The sequence below is a fragment of the Gemmatimonadaceae bacterium genome (assembly GCA_035633115.1).
Lineage (GTDB): Bacteria > Gemmatimonadota > Gemmatimonadetes > Gemmatimonadales > Gemmatimonadaceae > UBA4720.
Window position 1 is genome coordinate 1 of sequence record DASQFN010000079.1, and the last position, 24428, is coordinate 24428.

General features: G+C 62.6%; 20 protein-coding genes. 1 reads left to right on the forward strand and 19 read right to left on the reverse strand.

Features of this window, described 5'->3' with window-relative positions:
- Positions 1-46: 46 nt before the first annotated feature.
- Positions 47-808, reverse strand: a complete 762-nt coding sequence (locus tag VES88_09640; GenBank protein HYN81751.1) for an integron integrase — start codon at positions 806-808, stop codon at positions 47-49.
- On the opposite strand from VES88_09640, the gene VES88_09645 reads away from it, so the two are divergent.
- Entirely contained in the window at positions 779-1888 is a 1110-nt protein-coding gene (locus tag VES88_09645) for a HAMP domain-containing sensor histidine kinase (GenBank protein HYN81752.1), read from the forward strand. The genes VES88_09640 and VES88_09645 overlap by 30 nt on opposite strands.
- Here VES88_09645 and VES88_09650 read toward each other — a convergent pair.
- The 18 genes from VES88_09650 to VES88_09735 form a co-directional block, all read right to left on the reverse strand.
- Positions 1868-2689 (reverse strand): ATP-binding cassette domain-containing protein, encoded by an 822-nt coding sequence (locus VES88_09650; GenBank protein ID HYN81753.1) that lies wholly within the window; start codon positions 2687-2689, stop codon positions 1868-1870. The genes VES88_09645 and VES88_09650 overlap by 21 nt on opposite strands.
- Positions 2686-3681, reverse strand: a complete 996-nt coding sequence (locus VES88_09655; GenBank protein ID HYN81754.1) for an ABC transporter ATP-binding protein — start codon at positions 3679-3681, stop codon at positions 2686-2688. Before VES88_09655 ends, VES88_09650 begins: the two co-directional genes overlap by 4 nt.
- A complete protein-coding gene (locus VES88_09660) occupies positions 3678-4784 on the reverse strand; it encodes an ABC transporter permease (protein ID HYN81755.1) in 1107 nt (368 codons plus the stop codon). The genes VES88_09655 and VES88_09660 overlap by 4 nt, the downstream gene beginning before the upstream one ends.
- On the reverse strand, positions 4762-5754 hold the full coding sequence (locus VES88_09665) for an ABC transporter permease (GenBank protein HYN81756.1): 993 nt from the start codon (positions 5752-5754) through the stop codon (positions 4762-4764). Before VES88_09665 ends, VES88_09660 begins: the two co-directional genes overlap by 23 nt.
- Positions 5755-5800: 46 nt before the next feature.
- On the reverse strand, positions 5801-7288 hold the full coding sequence (locus VES88_09670) for an ABC transporter substrate-binding protein (protein ID HYN81757.1): 1488 nt from the start codon (positions 7286-7288) through the stop codon (positions 5801-5803).
- 35 nt (positions 7289-7323) lie between these two features.
- Positions 7324-8850, reverse strand: coding sequence for an ABC transporter substrate-binding protein (locus tag VES88_09675; protein HYN81758.1), 1527 nt, complete (start codon positions 8848-8850; stop codon positions 7324-7326).
- The gene (locus VES88_09680) at positions 8838-10136 is read right to left on the reverse strand and encodes an ABC transporter substrate-binding protein (GenBank protein ID HYN81759.1); all 1299 of its coding nucleotides are present in this window, start codon (positions 10134-10136) and stop codon (positions 8838-8840) included. Before VES88_09680 ends, VES88_09675 begins: the two co-directional genes overlap by 13 nt.
- 275 nt (positions 10137-10411) lie before the next feature.
- Positions 10412-11920 carry an ABC transporter substrate-binding protein gene (locus VES88_09685; protein HYN81760.1) on the reverse strand — a complete coding sequence of 503 codons (1509 nt, stop codon included), beginning with the start codon at positions 11918-11920 and terminating at the stop codon, positions 10412-10414.
- A 6-nt stretch (positions 11921-11926) separates the two neighbouring features.
- On the reverse strand, positions 11927-13465 hold the full coding sequence (locus VES88_09690) for an ABC transporter substrate-binding protein (protein HYN81761.1): 1539 nt from the start codon (positions 13463-13465) through the stop codon (positions 11927-11929).
- A complete protein-coding gene (locus VES88_09695; GenBank protein ID HYN81762.1) occupies positions 13462-14904 on the reverse strand; it encodes an ABC transporter substrate-binding protein in 1443 nt (480 codons plus the stop codon). The genes VES88_09690 and VES88_09695 overlap by 4 nt, the downstream gene beginning before the upstream one ends.
- Before the next feature lie 95 nt (positions 14905-14999).
- Complete coding sequence (locus tag VES88_09700; GenBank protein ID HYN81763.1) at positions 15000-16532, reverse strand: ABC transporter substrate-binding protein; 1533 nt, start codon at positions 16530-16532, stop codon at positions 15000-15002.
- Between the two features lie 37 nt (positions 16533-16569).
- The gene (locus tag VES88_09705) at positions 16570-18108 is read right to left on the reverse strand and encodes an ABC transporter substrate-binding protein (protein HYN81764.1); all 1539 of its coding nucleotides are present in this window, start codon (positions 18106-18108) and stop codon (positions 16570-16572) included.
- Complete coding sequence (locus VES88_09710) at positions 18105-19631, reverse strand: ABC transporter substrate-binding protein (protein ID HYN81765.1); 1527 nt, start codon at positions 19629-19631, stop codon at positions 18105-18107. The genes VES88_09705 and VES88_09710 overlap by 4 nt, the downstream gene beginning before the upstream one ends.
- A gap of 27 nt (positions 19632-19658) precedes the next feature.
- Positions 19659-19976, reverse strand: coding sequence for a DUF5615 family PIN-like protein (locus tag VES88_09715; protein ID HYN81766.1), 318 nt, complete (start codon positions 19974-19976; stop codon positions 19659-19661).
- A gap of 169 nt (positions 19977-20145) precedes the next feature.
- On the reverse strand, positions 20146-21522 hold the full coding sequence (locus tag VES88_09720) for an erythromycin esterase family protein (GenBank protein ID HYN81767.1): 1377 nt from the start codon (positions 21520-21522) through the stop codon (positions 20146-20148).
- A gap of 44 nt (positions 21523-21566) precedes the next feature.
- Complete coding sequence (locus VES88_09725) at positions 21567-22526, reverse strand: hypothetical protein (GenBank protein HYN81768.1); 960 nt, start codon at positions 22524-22526, stop codon at positions 21567-21569.
- The gene (locus VES88_09730) at positions 22523-22822 is read right to left on the reverse strand and encodes a hypothetical protein (GenBank protein HYN81769.1); all 300 of its coding nucleotides are present in this window, start codon (positions 22820-22822) and stop codon (positions 22523-22525) included. Before VES88_09730 ends, VES88_09725 begins: the two co-directional genes overlap by 4 nt.
- Positions 22823-22942: 120 nt before the next feature.
- Positions 22943-24400 carry an isoaspartyl peptidase/L-asparaginase gene (locus tag VES88_09735; GenBank protein HYN81770.1) on the reverse strand — a complete coding sequence of 486 codons (1458 nt, stop codon included), beginning with the start codon at positions 24398-24400 and terminating at the stop codon, positions 22943-22945.
- Positions 24401-24428 lie beyond the last annotated feature (28 nt).

Here is a 24428-nt window from a genome sequence, read left to right on the forward strand (position 1 = left end):
GGACTCCGGACGCCTAACCCTCCGCGGTTCAGCACGTGGGTGTAGATCATCGTCGTACTGACGTCCGTGTGTCCGAGCAGTTCTTGGCAAGCGTCCGAATGTCGTACCCGTCTTCCAGCAGGTGAGTCGCGAAGGAGTGCCGCAGCGTGTGACACGTCGCCCGCTTCGCGATCCCGGCCTCGCGAACAGCGCGCTGCATTGCACGCTGCACCGCGCTCTCATGCACGTGATGCCGACGCTCTTGCCCACTGGCTGCGTCCCGATAGCGACGCGAGGCGGGAAACACCCACTGCCACGCCAGGTCCGTGGCCCAGGCGGGCGCCTTACGGTCGAGCGCCGTTGGCAACGCGACACGCCCCGCGCCGTCGTGCAGGTCGCGAGTGTGCAGCGCACGCACGCGCACCAGGTGCTTCTCCAGTGCTGCCCGGGCGGTATCGGGCAGCATGGTGACACGGTCTTTTCCACCTTTGCCGCGTCGCACACGGATTTCTCCGCGCGCGAAGTCGAGGTCCTTCACGCGTAACGTCAGGCACTCCAGCAAGCGCAGGCCCGCACCATACAGCAGCAGGACAATCAGTCGCGTGGTGCCGTGCAGCTGACCGAGTAGCGCACGCACTTCCCCACGACTCAGCACGGCGGGAAGGCGCGTCGGCGACGCGGATCGCAACACACACCGCAGATCGCCTATGGGCGTGGCGAGCACCTCGCGATACAACAGCAGCAGCGCGCTCAACGCCTGCATCTGCGTCGAACGTGACACGCTCCGCTCGGCGGCCAGATGCGTGAGAAACGCGATGATTTCGGTCACGCCCAAGTTCGGTGGGATGCCGCGTGCCGTGATATCGGATATAGCGGACGATCCATCCCACGGGGCGCCGACTGGCTCGCGGTCCATCGCCGGCTCGTCGATCCGGAAATCACTCTGACCATGGCAGCACCGCTCGGCGCGTATGTCGAGCCTTTCGAACACGCCGCTCGCACCGGGGTGATCACGCTGGCGGTCGTGGCGCTGCTCGCGCTCGTGCTGAGTGCGTTGCTCACCACGCGACTCACGGCATCCATCGAGCGATTGGCCCTCGCGGCAGACGCCGTTGCGGGCGGCGATCTCAACCACCGCGTTGACGGAAATGGAGCTGGCGAGGTCGGCCGGCTCGCCCTGGCATTCAACAGCATGACCGAGAGCCTGCGGCAAACTCTCACGGAGCTCACGAAGCGGCAGGCGCTCGCGGCCGTCGGAGAGTATGCAGCGTCACTCGCGCACGAGGTGCGCAACGGCCTCACCGCCGTGCGCGTCGATTTGCAGCGCGCGCAAGAGAAGAGCGCGAGAGACACACCCGGCCGGCCGCTGATCGATCGAGCGCTCGAGAATGTGAAACGACTCGATCGGACGGTCAGCGGATCATTGCGCACGGCGCGCAGCAATCATGCGCCTCGCCGGCGAATCGATCTGCGCTCCGTGCTCCGGTCGGCGACGCAAATGGCGGAAGGAGCATTCAACGAGAGCGGGAGCACGTGCGATCCGGTTGCGCCGGGCAGCGATGCCGTCTGGGTGCTGGGTGACGCACTCGCGCTCGAGCAATTGTTCCTCAACCTGCTGCTCAACTCGGCCCAGGCATTGCAGCGCGGCGCGCGCGCCGGAATAACGCTCGACGTTGACGGGGCCGAATTGCGAGTTGTGGTGAGTGACACGGGAGGCGGAATCCCGCCGCAAGATCTCGAGCACGTGCTCGATCCCTTCTTCTCGACGAAAGCAGACGGGACGGGGCTCGGTCTTCCAATCGCACGTCAGATCGCCACGGCGCACGGCGGCTCGCTGCGGATCGAGAGCGTACCGGGAGCGGGGACACGCGTCGAGGTGCGGCTCCCGTTAGCAGCCGCGCCGGGGTAGCATTGGAGCCTCGTACGGCAACACGGGCACCGCCGCTAGAAGGGTCCGCGTGTAAGCGTGCTCCGGCGTCGCGATCAGGCGGGCGGCATCACCCTCCTCCACGATCTTGCCCTTGTACATCACCGCGATTCTGTCGGCGACCCGCTCCACAACGGCGAGGTCATGGGAGATGAAGAGCAGCGACACACCCCGCTCGCGTTGCAGCTCAAGAAGCAGGTTGAGCACCTGGGCCTGGACCGACACATCGAGCGCCGAAACCGGCTCGTCGCAAATTATGAAGTCCGGCTCCAGTGCGAATGCGCGCGCGATCGCGATGCGCTGCCGCTGGCCTCCACTCATCTCGTGCGGGTAACGGTGCATGAAGTAGCGCTCCAGTCCTACCATCTCCAGGAGCGCCGCGACTTTTTTTTCGATATCACCCTTCGCAACGAGACGATGCAAACGCAGGGGCTCCGAAAGTATGTCGCGGATCTGCATGCGCGGACTGAGCGACGAGTATGGATCCTGGAATACGATCTGCATCCTCCGTCGCAGCGCACGCAGCTCGGGCCGTCCCAGGGTGAGGACTTCCTGACCGTCAAACCGAACGGAGCCGCTGCTCGGCTCGACCAGCCGCAGGATCGATCGGCCGAGTGTGGTCTTGCCGCTTCCGGACTCGCCGACGACTCCCAGGACCTCACCACGAGCGATACTCAGGTCAACGTCATCCACGGCGTGGACCCACTCGCGCGCGCCGAGCCAGCGGCCGCCGAGCGGGAACCAGGTTTTGAGCGCGGTGACCTCGAGCAGTGTATCGCTCACGACGCCCGCTCCGCATCAGTCGAAACCGGCACCACTTTATAGCAGGCGCAGCGGCGGACCGCGTCGATCTCGATCAGCGGCGGGAAAGTCACCGTGCAGCCTTCGTCGCCGATCGGGCAGCGAGGATGGAAGGTGCATCCGGAAGGCAAGCTGAGCAGATCCGGCACGCTGCCCGGAATTCCTCGGAGCGGCGTACCACGACCGGACCCAAGTCGCGGCGCCGACGCAAGCAGTCCGCGCGTGTACGGGTGAAGGGGACTCCGGAACAATGCCCCCGCCGGTGCTTCCTCGAACAGGCGTCCCGTGTACATCACCAGCACACGCTCGGCGATCGTCGCGACCACACCGATGTCGTGACTGATGATGAGGATCGCCATACCGTACTCGCTCTGAATGCGACGAAGCAGTTTCAGAATCTCGGCCTGCACTGTCACGTCGAGCGCCGTGGTTGGCTCGTCGGCGATGAGCAATTTCGGGTGGCCACTTATTGCCAGCGCAATAGCGACCCTCTGCCGCATCCCGCCTGAAAGCTCAAATGGGTACGAGCCGAATCTTTTATCGGGCTCTGGAATCCCGACGTCATCGAGCAGACGAAGCGCCTCTCGGCGTGCGTCGGTTTGTGAAAGACGGCGATGCAGGCGCAGAACCTCGACGAGCTGCGCCCCGACCGTGAACACCGGGTTCAGCGATGCACCCGGCTCCTGAAACACGAGGCCAATCTCACCACCGCGCACCTGTCGCAGCCGCTCGGTCGAAACTGTGAGCAGATCCTCGCCGTTGAACCAGACGTTGCCGCGCATGATCCGTCCCGGCCACTGAACGAGTCTGAGCAGCGACAGCGCGACGATCGTCTTGCCGCACCCCGACTCTCCCACGATCGCGACAGTCTCCCCGGCGCGCACGTCGAATGAGACGCCGTCAACCGCGCGCAGCACTCCCTCGTCGAGCAGGAAGTGAGTGGACAGATCCCGAACGCTGAGGAGCAATGTCACACGTACTTCCGCATCAGGGTCTTTGGATCGAGGGCGTCGCGCAGGCCGTCCGAGAGCAGGCTGAACGAAATGATCGTCAGCGCCAGCAGGCAGCCGGGGAAGAACGCGATCCACCATGCGACGAGCAGAGCGTCCTGACCCGCGCTGATCATGTTGCCCCACGAGGGAGTTGGCGGACGGATACCGATCCCGAGGAATGACAGCCCGGCCTCCGCGCCGATCATGCCTCCGACCATCAGCGCGGCGCTCACCAGTACCGGCGCGAGCGCGTTCGGTATGAGGTGGCGGGCAATGATGAGGTGCGCGGGCAGCCCGATTGCCCGGGCGCCCTCGATGAACTCGCGCCGCTTGAGCGAGAGGATCTCACCCCGCACGAAGCGCGCGGTGCCCGTCCAGGATGTGAAACCGAGGATCAGCACGAGGAAGAATATGTTGGCCTCGAAGAGCCCGACGAGCGTCAACATCAGAAAGAAGGTCGGAAACGCGATGATCACATCCACCAGTCGCATCAGCGAGTTGTCCATGGCGCCGCCGAAGTACCCGGCGATGGCGCCATAGAGCGTACCGAACGAGACAGCGACGAGCATCGCGAGGAGGCCGATCGAGAGCGAGACTCGCGCACCGTAAACTGCGCGGCTGAACAGATCGCGGCCGAAATCGTCGGTGCCGAATGGATGCTGCCACGAGGGTGCCTGATATCGCGTTGAGAGTACATCCTCTATCGCGGAGGGGTCGTAGCCGGCGATGATCGGGGCCACCAATGCCACAAGGTAGAAAAAGAAAATCACGTACAGCGACGCCACGGCAAGCCGGTTCGCGGCGAAGCGGCGCCACGCAAGTCGCAGAAGACTGCGCCCATGCACCGCCGGGTGCGCCAGCGAGTGCGCCGGCTGACTTCTCCGGTGGCGCGCGTCGTAAATCAGTAAGGCCACACTCGCGGGAAGTGCGAGCAGCACGAACAGCGATGCCGCCCAGCGGTCCGCGTGCGGCGTGGTGAACGCGGCGAACACGCGCTCGTGCCGCCACGCAAGGAGCAACGCCAGAGCTCCGGCGAACGCGAGCACGTGCGCCGCTCGGCGGTCAGGCCAGCCGCTTGCCGCCATACGATACTCTGGGATCCACGAGAGCGTAGGTCACGTCGGCGAACAGATTGCCCACCACGACGAGCACCGCGGCGATCATGCTCGTCGCCAGGATGACCGGATAATCGCGCGCGCCGATCGCTTCGACAGCAAGCAGGCCCATCCCCGGCCACGCGAATACTTTCTCGATCAACACGGCACCACCGAGCAGAAACGGCAATGCGAGCCCGTAGATCGTCACGATTGGAATAAGCGCGTTGCGCAGCGCGTGCTGAAGGATCACCGCCCGCTCGCTGAGCCCACGCGCACGTGCTCCGACGACGTACTCCTCGCTCAGCACATCGAGCAGCTTGTTTCGCATGAAGCGAGCGGTGCCAGCCGCGGACGCGACGCCGAGCACGAACACCGGGAGCGCGAGGTGCCACAGCCGGTCGAGCACCTTGCCAGGCAGCGAGAGCAGCTCGTAATCGAGCGAGCGGGTCTGTGACGTCGGGAACCAGTTCAGATTGACGGAGAAAACGAGAACCAGCATCAGTGCCAGCCAGAATCCGGGAATCGAGTACATGACGAGAGAGCCGACAGTGATCGCGCGGTCGGTGCGGCTGTACTGCCTCACCGCGGATATGATTCCGAGGGCGATGCCGATGAGCGCGTCAAAGAAAAGCGCGAGCACAGCGAGCTGAAGTGTGTAGGGCACTCGCTCGGCGATGAGCGACGTGACGGGCCTCCGGTAGCGGAACGACTCACCTAGATCACCTTGCGCGACGTTGCCAATCCATTTTGCGTACTGCACCGGCAGCGGCTGGTCGAGACCGTACTTCTTGCGCAGGAGCTCGATGACTTGGGGGTCCACCTCGCGCTGAAAGCGCTGCTCCATGTACATGTCCATCGGATCGCCCGGGGCGAGATGCACCATGGCGAAGGTGATGGTCGCGATCCCGAGGAGAAGTGGGATCGCCTGGAGCAGGCGCTTAAGGATGAAGCGGAGCATCAGTCAGCCACCAGACGCGGCCAATGTTGCGAGGGCACAGCGATTCTCATTTCTCCACCCACAGTTCATCCATGTACCCATCGGGCTCGGAACCTAACCCAGAGCGAAAACCGCGTATGCGCCGATGGACGAACAAGGCTTGGGAATGCGTAAGGAGGCGAACCATCGGAGGGTCATCCAAAAAGACTTTCGAGATCTCGCGGTAGATTCGGTCCTCCTCGTCTGGATCGGCCGTCTCCCGCAGGCGGTCGATCAGCTCGAATGCCTGAACGTTCGCGTACCCGAGCGGGTTGCCTCTCCCGAAAGGTCCGCCTAGTTGGCCCTGGACAAACATCCACGCCTCGAAATCGCCGCCGCGCCGCTTGTCCCACATGACTGATTCATCGAACATCTGGATATCCATCTGAATGCCGGCGCGCCGCAACTGTGCCTGGACGTAGACGGCCATCTTTTCGAGGCCGAAGCTGCTTCCTACGCTCGCCGTAAAGCGGAACGGGCGTCCGTCCTTGTCGAGGATTCCGTCGCCGTTGCGGTCCACCCACCCCGCAGCGGCGAGAAGCGTCCGCGCGAAAGTCGTGTCATAAGCCAGCGGCTCCGGCCACTCGCGCCGGCGGAACTGCCTGGACGTAAGAACAGCGTCTGTAATCGGGAGGTCGGGCGGGAGGTTCATGACGCCGAGTATGGCGCGGCGGTCCAGGGCGTGTATGAGCGCGCGGCGCACGCGCGAGTCCCGAAAGAGCGGATGGTCGGCCTTCCAATAAATAGGATGCGAGGCCGAAGTCACGGTACGATAGACACGGAAGCGCGGGTCGTTCGCGATGCCTGGAATTTGCGTCTGCTGCACCTGGGCGATGTCCACGTTCCCGCTCAGCAGCTCGGTCAGCGCTGCCCCGCCAACGAACTTGAGGATGAGGCGTTCAATTCGTGGCTTGCCCTTGTAATAGCCTGGATTGGCCTCGAACTCGATCAGTCTCTCGGGCAGGTAACGAACGAACCGGAACGGTCCGTTCCCCACCGGGTGCGTCCAGAAGTCCCACTCCCAGAACTTGCGCGGGTCGAGCGACTTGAGCAGGTGCTCGGGGTAGAAAACGATGTCGTCGAGGTAGTCCGGTTTCGCCGCGCGGATCCGTACTGTCGAGTCGTCGACGATCGTCGCGTTGTAGCCAACGTCTTTAAGGATGGCTGGATGTGCGAGCAGATCCAGCGTGAACTTGATGTCCCGGGCGGTAACGGGTTTCCCATCGTGCCATCTCAAGTCTGTGCGCAGGTGGTACGTCCACTCCTTGAAGTCGGCGGAATGTTCCCAGCTTCGCGCCAACCGACCCTCGAGCTCGCCGTGCTCATTGAGCGTCGCGAGCGGAAGAAAGATGAGGACTTCCAGGGCCAACTCGTCCGGTTTAATGTCGCTCACGTCCGGGACCGCCATCACTACGGTCGCGCCGCGGCCGAGCCCCGGGTCGCGCGCCTCGCGACAGCCGCCTGCAATGAGCAACGGCAGCAGCGCAAGCAGCGACGCTGAGCGAAGGGTGGTCATCGATGCACGCCCGGCTTCGGGATGTAGCGCCCCATCTAGCGCTCGCCGTCCACCCACAGATTCTCCATGTTGGTATTCGCATCCGCCCGGAACGGTGTGCTCAGCCCCCGCACGCGCCGGTGGACGAAAGTGACGTCAGGCTTCCAGACGAGGCGGGTGAGCGGCAGCTCCGCACGGAAGATTTTGGCCAGCTCACCATAGAGACGATCCTTCTCGTCCGGATCGGCCGTGGCCATGATCCGATCGATGACGTCGAAGGCCGCCGGGCTCCGATACCCGGTCCGGTTCTCCCTCCCGAAGTTCCGCCGTTGGGCCTCCGGGCCTGCGTTGTGGCGGAAGAGGAGGGCGTCGAAGTCTCCCGTGAGATTCTTCCACATCAGCGCGTCCTCCAGCATCACCACTTCCATCTGCACGCCGACCCGGCGCAGGTAGTCCTGGACGTAGACCGCGAGCTGAGGCGCCTGGTGCTCGTTCCACACCTTGGCAGTGAACCGGAAGGGACGACCTTCGCGCTCCCGCACTCCATCCCCATCGCGGTCGACCCACCCGGCCGCCTCCAGAATCCGGCGCGCCTCCTCTGGGTCGTACGGAAGGGCCTGGGCTTCCGGGAATTCCCCGCGGCGGGACTGCCGGAACGTTCTCGGCGCATCCGTGATGGGTGACCACGATGGCAGGTTCAAGCGGCGGGCGAGCTCCGGCCGGTCGATCGCGAGGGTGAGGGCGCGTCGCACGCGAGCATCCCGAAAGAGCGGATGATCGGTGCGCCAGTAGATCGCATATGCGGCGTAAGGGATACCGTAGTAGACCCGGAAGCGGGGATCACGGACAATTCTGGATACCTGCGCGAGGTCACCGCTGGCGATGTCAACGTTTCCGGCAAGGAGCTCTGCGAGCCAGGCGTCCCCCACGAACTTGAGGATTACCCGGTCGATCCGGGGCTTCGCCCCATAGTAGTCCGGGTTCGCCTCGAACTCCATCAGCGTCTGCGGCACGTGGCGCACGAAACGGTAGGGGCCGTTACCCACCGGCTTGAGCCAGAACTCCCACTTCCAGAACTGCTTCGGATCCAGCCCCTCCAAGAGGTGCTTCGGGTAATAGACGAGGTAGTCCAGGTACTCCGGATTCTCGGCCCGGATGGTGACCGTGGAGTCGTCGACGACAGTCGCCTTTTCGATCCCGAAACCGGGGACGCCGTCCTCGCTCAGAAGGTCGAGCGTGAACTTCACGTCGTGGGCGGTGGTGGGGACCCCGTCCTGCCAGCGGACATCGGTACGCAGGTGGAATGTGTACTCCTTGTGGTCTGCGGAATGCTCCCAGCTTCGGGCGAGCCGCCCCTCGAGCTCGCCCCGTCCGTCCTGCGTGGCGAGGGGGAGGAAGAAGAGGAAATCGAGGCTCACGGCGTCCGGGAGGATGTCACGCACGTCCCGGACGGCCATGACCACCGTGGAGTCGCGGGCGTAGGCCGGATCTTCGCCTGAGCGACAGGCGGTGAAGGCGAAGATGACGGCCGCGCAGGTGACGCCGTCGCAAAAGAACCTCGGCCACGCCTTCACTCGAGCCACAGCTCGTCGGCGAAAAGAAGCGGATTGGCTTGCCGCGAATCAACGAGCCCTCGGACGCGCCGGTGGGCGACGTGAGCGCCGGCGGCACGGAAAAGAAACGCCACCGGCCGATCCGCGCGCACGAGACCCGAAATCTCGCGATACGCTCCATCCTCAACCTCCGGGTCCGCTGCCGTCGCCGCCACCTTGAAAAGTCGCGCCAGCTGCGAATTGCGGTAGCCCGCGCCCGCCGTCCATTTTTCAGCGTAGCTGGGGCGCATGAGGAGGAAAGTTACGATCGCTTCGAACTTCCCCGCATGCAGTCTATCCAGAAGCGCATGTCTCTCGAGCCGCTGGAGCTCCATGCGCACACCCAATCGCCGCAGCTGATCCTGAACATAGAGAGCCGCCTGGTCACCCGGCGATTCCGCAAGCGTTAGAGCTGTGAAGTGGAAGCCATGGCCGTCCCGCTCGCGCATACCACCGCGGCTTTGTCGCCAGCCCGCCTCATCCAATAGACGCATCGCCTCCGCAACGTCATAACGCGGCTCGGCCAACTGGCCCCTGCGAAATTGTCTTATTGACTCCACCCCATCGACGAGCGAGAGCTGTGCGGGCAGGCCCAGGACCTGGAGCAGTTCCCGCCGATTGATGGCCAGGCTCAACGCGTGCCGCGTCTGCCGATCTCGAAAGAAGGGGTGCTGGTTCTGCCAGACTAGCGCCCAGGAACGACCAGGGTTTGGCTCCCAATACGTGCGGAAACGGGGATCGCTGGCGATCCCCCTTACATGCGCAGGATCGAGCTGGATCGCGTCTACATTGCCGCTGCGCAATTCGGTCACGCCAGACTGACCGGCGAACCTCAACACGACGCGCGGGATTCTCGGCTCGCCCTTGAAGTAATCGGCGTTCGCCTCGAGCTCAACCATAGTATGCGGCAGATGGCGGCTGTACCGATATGGACCGTTTCCGACGGGTCGCTCCCAGAAATCCCAGTCGTAGAATTTCTGATAGTCGAGGTCCTTGAGCAGATGCTTGGGGAGGATGCTTACGGCGGAGTCGGACCACTCGGAACCGCGCACGGTAAAGCTCGATCCATCGTGCACCGTCAGAGTCTGGATGAAGCGGGGTCCCCAGTATGGGGAGTCGGGACGCGAATGCAGCTTCAGCGTGAACTCTACGTCATCCATAGTGACTGGCCTTCCGTCGTGCCAGCGAACGCCGGTGCGCAGGTGATAAGTCCACTGCCGGTGATCCGCCGAGCGTTCCCAACGCGCGGCGAGGCCTTCCCGTCGATCGCCAGTCAACTCGTTTTCCCGAACGAGCGGGAGAAAAACGAGGAACTCACCTGCGAAATCCGGGCAGATCGGTTTGTAGTTGTTATTTATTGGTCCATCAATCCCGATGATCAGGGTGGAGGAGCGAGCCGACGCCCCGTTCTCCGTTTTGCGGCAGGCGCCAGCCACGCCAAGAGCAATTGAGCCCGCGCAGAGCTTTACGAACCCGCGACGATCGGGGAGGCTACGATTCGAATCGCAATCCGCGAGCATCAATCTGTGGATAGTCGTCGTTGATGCGCCCACTACGGCTTCCCATCCTCGACCCACAGGTCCTCCATGTACGTGTCGGGCTGGGCGTGAAACGGAGTGCTCAAACCGCGGATTCGCCGGTGGACGAACCAGTTATTCGAATACGGAACGAGGCGCACCATCGGAGGGTCCGTCAGAAAAATCTCCGAGATCTCGCGGTAGATCCTGTCCTCCACTTCCGGATCCGCCGTCTGCTGCAGACGGTCGGTCAGCTCGAATGCCTGCGCGTTCGCGTACCCAAGCGGGTTCCCGCTCCCGAAATCTCTGCGCAATGCGCCTGATTGCTGAACATGCATCCACGCCTCGAAATCGCCGGCGCGCAGCTTATTCCACATGACTGGGGCATCGACCATCTGGATATGCATCTGAACGCCCACGCGCCGCAATTGTGCCTGAACGTACACGGCCAGCTTGTCACGGTCTAATCCGCTTCCTACGCTAGCGGTAAAGCGGAAAGGTCGCCCGTCCTTTTCGAGGACTCCATCGCCGTTGCGTTCAGCCCAACCCGCAGCGGCGAGAAGCATCCTCGCCCGAGCCGTGTCGTACGGCAGCGGCTTCGGCCATTCGCGGCGGCGGAGCTGCCTGTACGTAAGGACCGCGTCCGTGATGGGCGCGTCGGGCGGGAGGTTCACGAAGCGCAGCAGCTCGCGGCGGTCAATCGCCAACGTGAGAGCTCGCCGCACGCGAGAATCTCGAAAGAGCGGGTGGTCGGCCTTCCAATAAATTGAGAACGCGGGCGGAACCACGTTATTATGGATTCGGAAGCGGGGATCGCTCGCGATGCGTGGAATCTGACCGGGCTCCCCCTGCACGATGTCCGCGTTGCCGCTCAGCAACTCGGTCATGCCCGCCTTCCCAACGAACTTGGCGATCACGCGCTGAATTCGCGGCTTGCCTTTGTAATACCTTGGATTCGCCTCGAACTCGATCAGTCTCTCCGGCAGGTAACGAACGAACCGGAAGGGTCCGTTCCCCACCGGCTGCGTCCAGAAGTTCCACTCCCAGAACTTGGCGGGGTCGAGAGCCGCGAGCAGGTGCTCCGGGTAGTAGACGATGTCGTCCACGTAGTGCTGGTTTGCCGCGCGGATCCGTACCGTGGAGTCGTCAACGATCGTGGCGTTGATTCCGGTGTACCCAGTGCCCGCTTTTGCGAGCAGATCCAGCGTGAACTTGACGTCGCGAGCGGTGACAGGCTTGCCGTCGTCCCATCTGACGTCTGTGCGCAGGTGGTACGTCCACTCCTTGAAGTCGGCGGAATGTTCCCAGCTTCGCGCCAGCCGGCCCGCGAGTTCGCCGTGCTCATCGAGCGTCGCGAGGGAGAGGAAGGTGAGGAAATCCAGTTTCGCATCGGGTTTCATGGCGCCGACGTCCTCGACGGCCACCACTACGGTGGCTCCGCGGTCGAGCGCAGGGTCACGCGCATTACGACAGCCTGCGAGAGCGAGCAATACACCCGCCGCGAGCGGAGCTCGTCCGGTTCCGCGCAATGACGCGATTCTCATCGACGCTCAGCCCTCCTCCTCCAGCCACAGGTGTTCCATGTACTTATCCGGTTTAGCATGATACGGCGTACTGAGCCCGCGAACCCGCCGGTGGACGAAGGTTGTGAGGGTTGTATTAACCAGGCGCGTGAGGGGCAGGTCGACCCGAAGGATCTCCGCCAACGCCCGGTAGATTCTATCCAGCTCATCCGGGTCGCCCGTGGCCTCCACCTGGTCAATCAGCCTGATGGCTTCCGGGTTCCGATAGCCGGTGGGATTGTCCCTTCCGAGATATCTCTTTCGGGCTTCGTCCGCGCCCCATTGTTGCCACATGAACGCGGCCTCGAAGTCTCCGGCATCCAACCTCTTCCACATCAGTCCCTCATCGAGAACCTGTAAGTCCATGCGGACGCTCACCCGGCTCAACAAAGCCTGGACGTAGACCGCCATCTGATTGAATCCGTCGCCGTCGTGCACGATCGCGGTGAATCGGAACGGCCGCCCGTCCCGCTCGCGCACCCCGTCGCCATCGCGATCCTGCCAGCCGGCTGCTTCGAGCAGCGCCCGAGTCTGCTCCGGATCGTACGACAGCGCCTCGGGAAACTGTCGGCGTGAGAGTTGGCGGCCCGTGATGACCCCGTCAAAGAGGGGGAGATCGGCGGGCAGGTTCAAGACTCGAAGAAGCTCTCGCCGGTTGATCGCGAGCGTGAGGGCCCGCCGTACTGCGACATCCCGGAAGAGAGCATGGTCGCACTTCCAATAGATGGCTTTGCCACCAGCGTAGATCTGGTGATACACGCGAAAGCGGGAATCTCTTTCCATTCGAGGAATCTGCGCCAGATCGCCACGCACGATGTCCGCATTGCCGCTCAAAAGCTCGGTAATGCCGGCCTTGCCGACAAACTTGAGCACCACCCGAGCGATCTTGGGTTTGCCTCGGTAGTAGTCCGGATTAGCCTCGAACTCGATCATCGCCTCGGGCACATGGCGGACGAAGCGGAAGGGCCCGTTGCCCACCGGACGCGTCCAGAAGTCCCAGTCATAGAACTGTTTCGGATTGAGGTGCTCCAACAGATGTTTTGGATAGAAGACGATATCGTCCCGGTAGCCCGGATTCCCCCGAATCTTGACGGTGAAGTCATCAAGAACCGTCACGGATTCGAAGACGTATTCGTGCACGTCGGGATGGCTCAGGAGGTCCAGGGTGAACTTGACATCGTGGGCGGTGACTGGTGTTCCGTCATGCCAGCGGACGTCGTTCCGCAGGTGATAGATCCAATCGCGATAGTCGGGGGAATGTTCCCAGTTCCGAGCCAGCCAAGGCTCAAGCTCTCCTCGTTCATCCCACTTGGCTAGCGGGAGAAACACGAGGAAATCGAGGTCGGTCACGTCCGGTTTGATGTCGTTGACGTCGGAAACCGCCATGACCACCGTCGAGCCGCGCCGATAGGCAGGGTCACCGCCTCGTCTGCATCCTGCCGCCGCGAGGATCAGCGAACCAGCACTCACCTGCATGAATTCGCGCCGGTCGATCGAGTTCGGCCACGCGCTCTCTTGCGCGTTCATCGCTGGCCGTCCTCCTCCACCCATAGCTCGTCCATGTACCAGAGGGGATCGGACCGGAAGGGCGAGCTGAGCCCCCGGACGCGACGATGGACCACGTACGTCCACTGCGCGGGATAGAGAGGAGTCATGGGAATCTCGGCCTGGAAGATCGGCCACAGCTCCCGGTAAATGCTGTCCCGCTCATCGGGGTTCATGCTCGTCGTTGTACGTTCGAGAAGATCGCCTACTCTCAGATTCGCGTAACCGAGCAGCGATTTCTTGCCAAAGATGATGGGGTTTGCGTTCTCGCCGCCCAGGCTCGTCACGATCGCGGCGTCGAACTCACCCCGTCGCCACCGATCCCGTCCCGCCAGCATGTCCATGCTGAGAATCTCCATGCGGATTCCCACACGACGCAGCTGCGACTGGATGAAGAGAGCCGCCTGGTGCCGGGATGTCCCCGCCGTCCACCCGCCTGTCATCATGAGCAGGCTGAAGTGAAACTGTCGGCCGGCGCGGTCGCGGACCCCATCGCCATCGGTGTCGCGCCACCCGGCTTCGTCCAGGAGACGGGCAGCCTCCACGGTATCATATGGTAGCGGTGCCGGGAGCTCGCCGCGGTCAAGCTGCCGCTCGGTGAAGATCACGTCGAAGACAGGCGTTGTCTCGGGCAGATTCCCGACGCGGTGCAGCTCACGCCGATCAATGGCCAGAGTCAGGGCTCTGCGGACTCGCGGATCCCGGAAGGCCGCGTGCCGATGGTTCCAGTAGACGGCGGTGAATACGCCGCCGCGCGCGAAGGAGGAATACGCGTGGAACCGGGCGTCGGCCTTCAGCTGAAGTAGACTGCCGGGGTTCACGTAGGCGACGGCGTCCACGTTGCCGCTCACCAGTTCCGTGGTTGACGGCTCCGGCGCGAGCTTGACGATCACCCGATCGATGCGGGGGCGCCCGCGGTAGTACTCGGGGTTTGCCTCGAAAATCATTGCGGTGTTCGGTATCCTCCGAACGAAGCGATATGGGCCGTTGCCCACCGGCGCTTTCCAGAATTCCCAACTGGCGTATTTGTCCGGGTCGAGCCCCTCCAGGAGATGCTTCGGGAGGTAGACCATCCACTCGTCCAGCGGGCTGCCAGGTCCTCGGCGGTGGTAGGTCAGCGTATAGGTGCTGTCGTCGAGGACCGCGACCGAATAGACTCGTGCGCCCTGCAGCCAGGCGCGGCGATGGAGCTCCAGCGTAAAGGCGGCGTCGTGAGCGGTGACCGGCACTCCATCGTGCCAGCGGACGTCGGTTCGAAGATGAATTGTCCAGCTGCGATAATCGGGCGAGTGCTCCCAGCTCCGCGCCAGTCGTCCTTCCACCTCGCCCTTCTCGTTCCGGGCCACGAGCGGGAGAAAGAGGAGGAACTGGGGCGCGTCGCTCCAGATTGTACTCTCGTCGCCGGGGAGGAGGACGGTCACCGTGGATTCCCCCTGCACCGTGCGCTCGCCGGCGCAGGCGAGACAAGCGAGTCCTGCGAGAAGTAAACTCGTGCGATTGACTCGGTTTACGTCGCTCAGGGATCGTCCTCGATCCACAGGTGCTCCGCCGCCCACAAAGGATTGGCCCTGAACGGACTGCTCATCCCCTTCACTCTCCGATGTGCGACGTAGGTCTCGACATTGAGCGCGAGAATGGTGAACGGCAGGTCCTCTGCGATTGCCGCCGACAAGCGGACAAAGGCGTCGTCCAGCTCATCGGCATCACGCGCGTTCCGCGCCGCGTTGAGCAGCTGGGTGACACGCGGGTTGCGGTAGCCGATATCAGAGCTGGACCCCAGGACCTTTTGATCCAGCTCGTCAACGGTCATAGAAAAGCCGGCGATTGCCGCGTCGAATTGCCCGCCCTCAAGCCGTGCCCGGAGTGCCAGATTCTCGAGCCTCACGATGTTCACCCGTACGCCCACCTGGCGGAGCTGGGCCTGAACGTACACCGCCGCCGCTTCCCACCTAGGAGTAACGATCAGGGAAAAGCTGAACTCCCGGCCATCACGCTCGCGAATTCCACTGGCATCACGGTCTCGCCAGCCCGCTTGATCGAGCAGCTCACTCGCCTGTACACGGTCGTACGGGAGCGCTTTAGGTAGCTCGCCCTGCCAGTATTGACGCTCGGTGTAGACCCCATCGACGATGGGGAGATTTTCCCACATGTCGAGCACTCGAAGGAGCTCGCGTCGATTGATGGCAAGTGTCAGCGCCCGACGCGCCCGGCTATCTCTGAAGAGCGGATTCCGTTGATTCCAGAGGATGGTTTGTATGCTCTTGATGTCATCCCAGACCTCGTAGTACACGCGAAAACGGGGGTCATTCTTGATCGTGACCACATCGCTCCTGACGAAATGACTCACTGCGTCCACATTTCCGCTCATCAGCTCCGTCACCGACGGTGGGCCGAACTTCACGATGACTCGATTGATCTTCGGCTTCGTCAGCGCGTAATCGGGATTCGCCTCGAACTCCATGAACGTCTTGGGCACATGCCGGACGTAGCGATATGGACCGTTGCCAACCGGGCGCGTCCAGAAGTCCCAGTTGCGGAACCCTGATGGAGCGAGGTCTTTCAGGAGATGTTTCGGCAGGATGACGGGCCAGTGCTCCGGTTCGGTCGGGATAGAGCCGCCGCTGTACGTGATGACAAACGTGCTGTCATCGGGAACGACTGTCGTATAAGATCCCGGCGCTCGCTGCAAAACGTCGGGGTGACTGATCAGTTCGAACGTGAACTTGACATCGTGCGCCGTAACGCGCACTCCGTCGTGCCACCGCACGTTCGTGCGCAGGTAATAAGTCCACGTCCGGAAATCAGGAGAGTGTGCCCAGCTCTTTGCCAACCGGCCCTGCCATTTCCCGTTCTCGTCCGGAAGCGCGAGCTCGAGGAAGGCGAGGGAGCGCGGCCAGGTCCGCTCGTCACTCGGATGAAGCACCGTGAAAGCCGAGCCGCGGGTCTGGCTTCGGTCGCCTCGGCTGCATTGGATACTTGCAAGCGCGACGAAGCAAACGCAGAGGCCGAACTTCAAACGCGCCGATGCCGCGCGGCGAACACGCATCATTGGAAGTTCCCCCGATAGGGGGTCGGCACCCACCCCACTAGTCCCTGTCGATCCAGAGCAGCTCCGCGCTACCCGCCGGATCTATGTGATGGCGGTCGATGCCGCGCACACGCCGGTGCGCGACCGTCACGACGCCACCCGAGGGGATGAAAGTGATTGGAAGGTCGGCGCTCAGCACAGGCCACGTCCGTCGATGCAACGCGTCTACAGCCGCCGGATCGACGGTGGTGTCGGCGGCTTGGAGCGCCGCCACTACTTGAGGGGCGTGATAGCCAATGGGCGATTGAGGTCCAAAGTACCGAATCGGTCCGCGCTCCTGACCTCCCGGAAACCGCCTCGAAATCGCGGCCTCGAAATCGCCGTCACGCACACGCTCGTCGAGGACGCTGAAACCTACGACTCGCAAATCCGCCTGGATTCCTAGCCGACGCAGCTGTGCCTGGAGGAGAACGGCGATTCTATCCCCCGCTTCGGCATTTGTCGCAAGCAACGCGAAACGAAAGCGCCTGCCATCGCGGTCGCGGATCCCGTCTCCATCCGTATCCTTCCAGCCGGCGCGCTCGAGCAACGCCACGGCCTCAGCGGTATCGAACGGTACCGGGGGCGGAAGCTCGCCGCGCCGGAACTGGCGCGGAGTGTAAATCACGTCAAAGATTGTCGGCTCGCCGGGCGCATTGAGACCGCGGTACAATGCGCGCCTGTCAATGGCGAGAGTCAGCGCACGGCGTATCACCGCGGGTGCGAAGAGCGGAGTGCGCTGGTTCCAGATGATTCCCCTGTTATAGCTCGAGCCCTCGGCTCGGTAAGTGACGAAGCGCGAGTCGCGCGCGATTTCCGGAAGTCGCATCGAGCTGAAATACGGTAGCACATCAACGTTGCCCGCGAGCAACTCGGGCACCGGTTGCTCCTCTCCTACGCCGAACCGCAGCATCACGCGGGCGATGCGCGGCCGGCCCGCGAAGAAGTCTGGATTGGCCTCGAATTCCATCATCTGGCCGGCGACGCGTCGGGAAAATCGGTACGGTCCATTGCCCACTGGCTCGCGCCAGAACTGCCATTTGTAGAAATCCGCTGGAGGGAGCCGCTCGAGCAGATGCTTCGGGTAATAAACCGTCCAGTCGTCGAGCGGAGTTCCGACGCGGCCACCACGGGTGGTGATGCGATATGTGCTGTCGTTGAGCACTTCAACGCGATACGCGTCGGGCGGCGCCTTCCCAACGTCGGGATGTCGCATCAGCTCCAGGGTGAATGCGACATCCTGCGCCGTCACGCGCACACCGTCGTGCCAGCGCACATCGTTGCGCAGCTGAACCGTCCACGTGCGCCAATCGGGCGTGTGCTGCCACGAGCGTGCCAGCCGCGGGCGCGGGTCGCCGAGCGAGTCGAGCGTCACCAGAGGCAGGAACACCAGGAATTTTCCGTGCATGTCCCACGACGGGTTCATGGCGTCTTCAGTGAAGTAGGCGATGCGCAGCGTTGAACCGGTCTCGTCCGCGCGATCTTTTGTCGCACAAGCGCCGATGAGCGTCGTCAACGCGACGAGCGCGGCGGCAGCGACCAGTGCACCGCGGCTCATTTCTCGATCCAAAGATCCTCCATGTACGCGGCGGGGTAGTAATGATGCGAAGCGCTCAAACCGCGGATTCGCCGGTGGACGAACCAGGCGATCGAAACCGGGATCAGTCGAACCATCGGAGGGTCCGCCCGAAATATTTCCGACACCTTGCGGTAAATCCGGTCCTCCTCGTCCGGATCAGCCGTCCGCTCCAAACCTTCGAGCAGCTTGAACGCCTCAACGTTCGCGTACCCGAGCGGGTTGCCTCTCCCGAAATCTGTGTCCAATGACTGTGGAGAGTGAGAATGCATCCACGCCACGAAATCGCCGCCTCGCAGCTTGTCCCACATAACCGGATTATCGAACATCTGGATATCCATCTGAACGCCGACGCGCCGCAACTGGGCCTGGACGTGCACCGCCAGCTTTTCGCGGCCCAATACAGTTCCTACGCTCGCGGTAAAGCGGAACGGGCGTCCGTCCTTGTCGAGGATTCCGTCGCCGTTGCGGTCCACCCAACCCGCAGCGGCGAGAAGCGTCCGCGCGAAAGCCGTGTCGTACGGCAGCGGTTCGCTCCACTCGCGCCGGCGGAACTGCCTGGACGTAAGAACCGCGTCTGTGATGGGCAAGTCGGCCGGGAGGTTCATGACGCCGAGCATCTCGCGACGGTCCAGGGCGTGTGTGAGCGCGCGGCGGACGCGGGGGTCCTGAAAGAGCGGATGGTTGGCCTTCCAATAGATGGCGGAGGCGTGATGACCCAGCCCTCTCCGATAAATGCGGAAGCGCGAATCGTTCGCGATGCGCGGAGTCTGACTGGGCTCGACCTGCGCCATGTCCACCTGCCCGGTCAGCAACTCGGTCAGACCCGCCTCGCCAACGAACTTGAGGATCACCCGCTCGATCCGGGGCTTCCCCCGGTAGTAGTCCGGGTTGGCCGCGAACTCCATCAGCGTCGGCGGCATGTAGCGCACGAAACGGTATGGGCCGTTCCCCACCGGCTGACGCCAGAACTCCCACTCCCAGAACCGCTTCGGGTCCAGCCCCTCCAAGAGGTGTTTCGGATAGTAGACGATGTCGCCCAGGTAGTAGAGGCTGGACGCTCGAATCGTCACCGTGGAGTCGTCCACGACGGTGGCCTTGATCCCGGGGTACTCGGCGACGTCGGGGTGGCCGAGGAGATCCAGCGTGAACTTCACGTCGTGGGCGGTAGTGGGGACGCCGTCCTGCCAGCGCACATCGGTACGCAAGTGGAATGTGTACTCCTTGTGGTCCGCGGAGTGCTCCCAGCTCCGGGCCAGCCGCCCTTGGAGCTCACCTCGCTCGTCCCACGTCGCAAGGCGGAGGAAGAAGAGGAAGTCGAGGTCCGGTCCGGCGTCAGGCAGGACTTCCCGAACGTCCGACACGGCCATGACCACGGTGGAGCCGCGGTCGTAGGCAGGATCGTCTGGGCGACCGCAGGCGATGGGACCAAGGGAGAGAACGAGGGTTGCCGCCAGCCGCCAGAACGGCGTCCCGATCCGCGTCACTCCTAACGTGAGTTTCACCCCCAGGCGGATTGAGTTCAACGCCAATTAGACGTTCACGAGCGTTACTTCGCCCGGTAGCGGGCTTGGCAGCGCCGCGATGACGGCCTGCACGAGTGTCTCGAGATCCTGCATTCGATTGCTCCGCGCGTCCAGCACGAGAATCGCGATGGGTCGGCCCCTTAGGTTCTGCTGATGGCGTAGGCTCTGGTCAAGCGTCAGGAACGCGTCGAACTCCCGCTGGCATGCATCGAGTAATTCACCGTTCAGATCAGACCACCCACGCTGATGGACGCTCTCCACATTATGGCCGACCAGAAAGGCGCCGAAGGCAACTGGCAGGTTGGCATCGAGGACCACGCGCACGACCGGCGCGTGACTTACGCGGCGGTCGCGTGAGCGACTAACGCTCGCTTCGCCACTTCCAGGACAGCGATCGCATGCTCCCGCGTGACGCTTGGGAACTGTGTAAGGAACACGTCGAGGGAATCGGAGCAGCGGCGCAACGAGAGGGCGTAGATGAAGTAGCCTTGCTCTATTTTTCTTGCGCCGGTCTTATGGAGTGAATGTAGAATATCGCATCCCATGCTTGAATCGGATTTAGTGGCTGATATTCCCGTTGCCACCGCATTTCCCTCACCTGGTTCAGCCATTCGTACACCGGCCCTGCTTTCGGTACGGTGCGTAGATCAAGGAAGAACATCGGCAACCCAATCTGGGCGAGCTCGCCATCCAGACTCCCCCTTTTCGAAGGTTCAACAATCGGAGCCCGGTAGGGTTCCTCCCAGCCGGATGATTGTACGCCTCGGTAAAAGGTGAACCCAATGTTGACGTAGTCACCTCCCAGCATCGAATCAAGAAATAGCCCGAGACGCGCCCGTTCCCCCCATTGCAGGACCTTCATGATGTGACTGTTGTGGGCCCACACCACAATACGACCACTGGGGCCTTCGCGCTGTAAAACCCAGAGAACATTGTCAGCCATCGCCCTGTCGCGCTCTAAGTCATAACCGTTCGCGTCGTCAGGTTTCTCTTCAGTGGCGGCGCCCCTGTAGGCGGTATCAAGTTGTCTGGCCGCGATGGCGTAGTGGTAAGCCCACTCATACTCATCCTCAGACGACCGGCGGATGTAGTCAACTCGCCGGGCTTCAAACCGCGACACCAGATCGGCAATTGCCGCCGTGTATGCGTTCCGTTCCTCAACCGCAAGCTTCTTGTATTTTTTCAGGGATACACCCCGTGCCTGGTCCCCGCCTCCCGAGCCCAGAAATCTTCCCACAAGCGGCAGTACGCTCTGGCGCCTGGCAAAAGCCGCATAGTCAGGGTCGACCTTATCCAGGTAGGTCAACGCCCCTTCGATTGCCGCCAACGGGCTGCTGTAACTAACCGCGACATCAATCCCGTAAAAATGGAGCTTGCGGGTGTGCTGCGGGTTCTCGTTGTAACGCCGCATCCACCGGACGAGCGCCAGCAGCTCCTGTTCATTCCCGAACCCCCAGGTGAACCAGTTATGCTGCCAGCGTTCGGGCTCATCGACGCGACCGAGCACGTAATCGTTGATTTTGACCGCTTCGGCAAATCCCGTTTCCATGGCAAAGGCCGTAAACCCCATCTCCTCGACAAGAAATTCGAGCAGGCGATGCCTGACCTGGTAGAACTCGTGTACTCCGTGCAGGCTTTCCCCGAGCGCAACCACCCGCGCCTTCCCGATCATCTTTTTGATCGGCTGCAGGTCCTTGAAGCCCTTTCCAGGTTCAGTCGTCGTGACCGGGATGGCGTTCTTTGCAGCCCATGCAACGAAGGCATCAGCCTCCCGCTCAGATTGCTTCGCCTCCTGCGCACGAACCAGCGGAGCGATGACCGCAAGACTGGCGACAAGAAAGACAACCATTGTTCCTTTTGGGCTATGCATTTTTGCCTCCTCTCCCCAATCACCTTTCAAAGGACGACCTGTGGTCACCAATAGGGGTGCCCATCCCATGCTTGATTGAAGGTGAGCCGTCGCACATTCGAGCCGTCGGCATCCATCACGTACATTTCGAAGTTGTCTCTCGGCTTCTTCGCTTTCCCGTCCCGGTTGGAGCCAAAGGCGATCTTCTTTCCATCTGGCGACCAAACGGGAGTCAAGCTACTTCTGCCCATAGCCGTTGCGTTCGAGAGCCTGTCTACATTGGACCCGTCGGCATTCATCACGTAAATCTCTGCGGCCCTGAGCCAGTTTTTCGAGGTTCGGTCCCAGCTTGAGTCGAAGGCGATCCTCTTTCCATCCGGCGACCAAGCGGGATGCTCACTGCCGAGGCTCTTGCCCGGTGTATAGGTGAGCCGCTTGACATTGGATCCGTCACCGTCCATGACATAAATTTCCTGTTTTCCGTCCCGGCTGGAGTCAAAAACGATCCTCTTTCCGTCGGGCGACCAATCCGGATTCTCGTTGCTCTTACCGCTACCCTTCGTGTGCGTGAGCCGGTGCACATTCGAGCCGTCGGTATCCATTACGTAGATCTCCATGTTCCCGTCCCGGTTGGATGCAAAGGCGATCCTCTTTCCATCCGGCGACCACGCGGGATTTTCGCTCTCCTTACCTGGCGTGTGCGTGCGTCGCTGCACATTGGAGCCATCCGCATCCATCTCGTAAACCTCCAGGTTCCCCTCTCGATTGGAGGCGAAGGCAATTCTCTTTCTATCCGGCGACCAGGCAGGAACCCAACTGGCTCCACCCTTGCCCGATGTGTGCGTGAGCCGCTGCTGGTGGGAACTGTCAGGGTCCATGACGTAGACCTCTTCGTGTCCATCCCGCTCTGAGTCAAAGACGATTTTCTTCTGTCTCCGGTCTGCTTGCCGTGCCTCCTGAGTACCACCCAAGGGAGGAACGATCGCAAGGCACGACAACATCATGAGAAACAAAGCTCGCTTCATCTTTCCCTCCTACTGTTTCCCTGCTTAACGGCGGGCAGGAAGTCCTTCAGCACCCAGACTTCGCTGCGGGCCTCCGTCCCTGCCGTGAAGGCGATGCGCGTGCCGTCGGGATCAACACTCAGGCCATACGGCACCAGTGCTTCCATCTTCAGCCCCAGGTTCTGCGGCTCTCCGCCGTCGGCAGAGATGCGCCAAAACTCGAACATCCCATTTTCCCCGGCGACGGTGCGGGCATAAATGATGTGGCGCGAGTCAGGTGTCCAGGCCGGCACACCAACAGTGGCCGGATCTTGCACTCGAAGTAGTTCAAGGGGTTGACCGCCGTCGGTCGGTAGGACCATCAGTGCAGTGGTTCTATCAACCGTTTTTCCAATATGCGAACGCGGAAGAGGACAGTCCGGGCGCGGGATCTGCCGCTACCGCACTTTTCGCCCCGTCCAGTCATACCGATACTTTCGCCCCGTCTGGTCAAGTCCGCTCAGGTGCACTACCAGGCCGGTCACCGTCCCGGCGGGGTTAACGACGAACGACAACTGCATGTCCGCGATTTTCAGAAAGAATTCTGTCGGTGCCTCGGCAAAGAGCTGCGCCCGCCGGTTCCCGGCCGGTTGAGCCCAGAGCGACCCATTCTCTTTCGTGATCACGATCGGGACAGGCACCGCGTATTCGCCGACGAACCGGTCCAGCGTAGCCGGGTCAAGCTTGATCTCCCGCCGCCTGACCAGCGCATCGTTCAACTCAGCCGTCCCATCATAGAAAGCCGCCAGCTCGACAAGCCTGGCGCCACTGGCGTCCGCCACAGCGTAGCTCACAAAGGGATAGTTGTCCGACAGGATCGCTCCGCCGAACTCGCCGCGCTTGTTCACCGCGTAGAAGGCGAGGCCGAATTTCGGCCGCCCCCGTTGATTGAGCAGCCGCGGCTCCGTAGTCGCCACCACGCGCCGCAGCGTTTCCAGGCACGCATCGGTGGGCGAGAGGCCGCGCCGCATTCCCTCTACAGTAAGGAACGCGCCGCAAACCTTCATGTTCGCCTCACCGCGCCCGGTCGAGCCCGCCGCGCCAACATCGTTGTCGCAGTACTGACCCGCGCCGATGATGGGCGAATCGCCGACGCGACCGGGGATCTTCCACGAGCGACCACTCGTCGACGTGCAAGAGCTGAGGTCACCATTGGCCGCGACCGCGTTCATGTTGATCGTGCCATGCGTCCACGCGATCTTGTCCGACCAAAGTGCCGCGTTCAATGGCTGGTCCTCCTCGTCCGTCCGTTTCTTCTGCGCTGCATTCCAGCGGAGCCAGTTCTCGCGCGCCTTGTCGTTGATCCACCCATCCCCGCTCTTGGCGCGCGTTGCCTTCCATTTCAGCCACTCCGCCTTCGACTTGTCGGTGAGGAGGTTCTGCTCCTTGAAGCCCATGGAGAGCGCGAAACGCCTAGCGTCCTTGCCCACGAGGAGCATGTGGTCCGTGTACTCCATCACGGCCCTGGCGACGAGCGATGGCGTGGCAATCCCCTCGAGCGCGCCGACGGCGCCGGCTCGCCTTGTGGGGCCGTGCATGCACGAAGCGTCGAGCTGTACGACTCCCTCCTCGTTGGGCAGTCCGCCGAGTCCGACAGACTGATCTTCCGGGTCGAGCTCCTGAATGTTCACGCCGGCAATGATCGCGTCGAGCGTGTCGGCGCCTTTCATCAGCATGTCGTAGGCGACCTTGACGCCGCGAATGCCGTTGTCCGAGGCAACCACGCAGGGCCGCGAGCCCTTCGGGATGATGATGGCGGGCGCCGGGAACGTCGGGGACCCGGCGATCCTTGCGCCGAGGACGGGTACGGCGGCGCCGGCCAGGAGGAACTCGCGACGGGAGATGGTCTCTCTCATTGATGCTCCGCGTTTGAACGTAAGGGAT

What these genes read in the sequence shown, in the direction of transcription:
- VES88_09645 (HYN81752.1), top strand. Translation starts at nt 779, where the DNA reads ATGCGTGAGAAACGCGATGATTTCGGTCACGCCCAAGTTCGGTGGGAT.
- VES88_09660 (HYN81755.1), bottom strand. Translation starts at nt 4,784, where the DNA reads ATGGCGGCAAGCGGCTGGCCTGACCGCCGAGCGGCGCACGTGCTCGCG.
- VES88_09665 (HYN81756.1), bottom strand. Translation starts at nt 5,754, where the DNA reads ATGCTCCGCTTCATCCTTAAGCGCCTGCTCCAGGCGATCCCACTTCTC.
- VES88_09670 (HYN81757.1), bottom strand. Translation starts at nt 7,288, where the DNA reads ATGACCACCCTTCGCTCAGCGTCGCTGCTTGCGCTGCTGCCGTTGCTC.
- VES88_09685 (HYN81760.1), bottom strand. Translation starts at nt 11,920, where the DNA reads ATGAGAATCGCGTCATTGCGCGGAACCGGACGAGCTCCGCTCGCGGCG.
- VES88_09690 (HYN81761.1), bottom strand. Translation starts at nt 13,465, where the DNA reads ATGAACGCGCAAGAGAGCGCGTGGCCGAACTCGATCGACCGGCGCGAA.
- VES88_09700 (HYN81763.1), bottom strand. Translation starts at nt 16,532, where the DNA reads ATGATGCGTGTTCGCCGCGCGGCATCGGCGCGTTTGAAGTTCGGCCTC.
- VES88_09705 (HYN81764.1), bottom strand. Translation starts at nt 18,108, where the DNA reads ATGAGCCGCGGTGCACTGGTCGCTGCCGCCGCGCTCGTCGCGTTGACG.
- VES88_09720 (HYN81767.1), bottom strand. Translation starts at nt 21,522, where the DNA reads ATGCATAGCCCAAAAGGAACAATGGTTGTCTTTCTTGTCGCCAGTCTT.
- VES88_09725 (HYN81768.1), bottom strand. Translation starts at nt 22,526, where the DNA reads ATGAAGCGAGCTTTGTTTCTCATGATGTTGTCGTGCCTTGCGATCGTT.
- VES88_09735 (HYN81770.1), bottom strand. Translation starts at nt 24,400, where the DNA reads ATGAGAGAGACCATCTCCCGTCGCGAGTTCCTCCTGGCCGGCGCCGCC.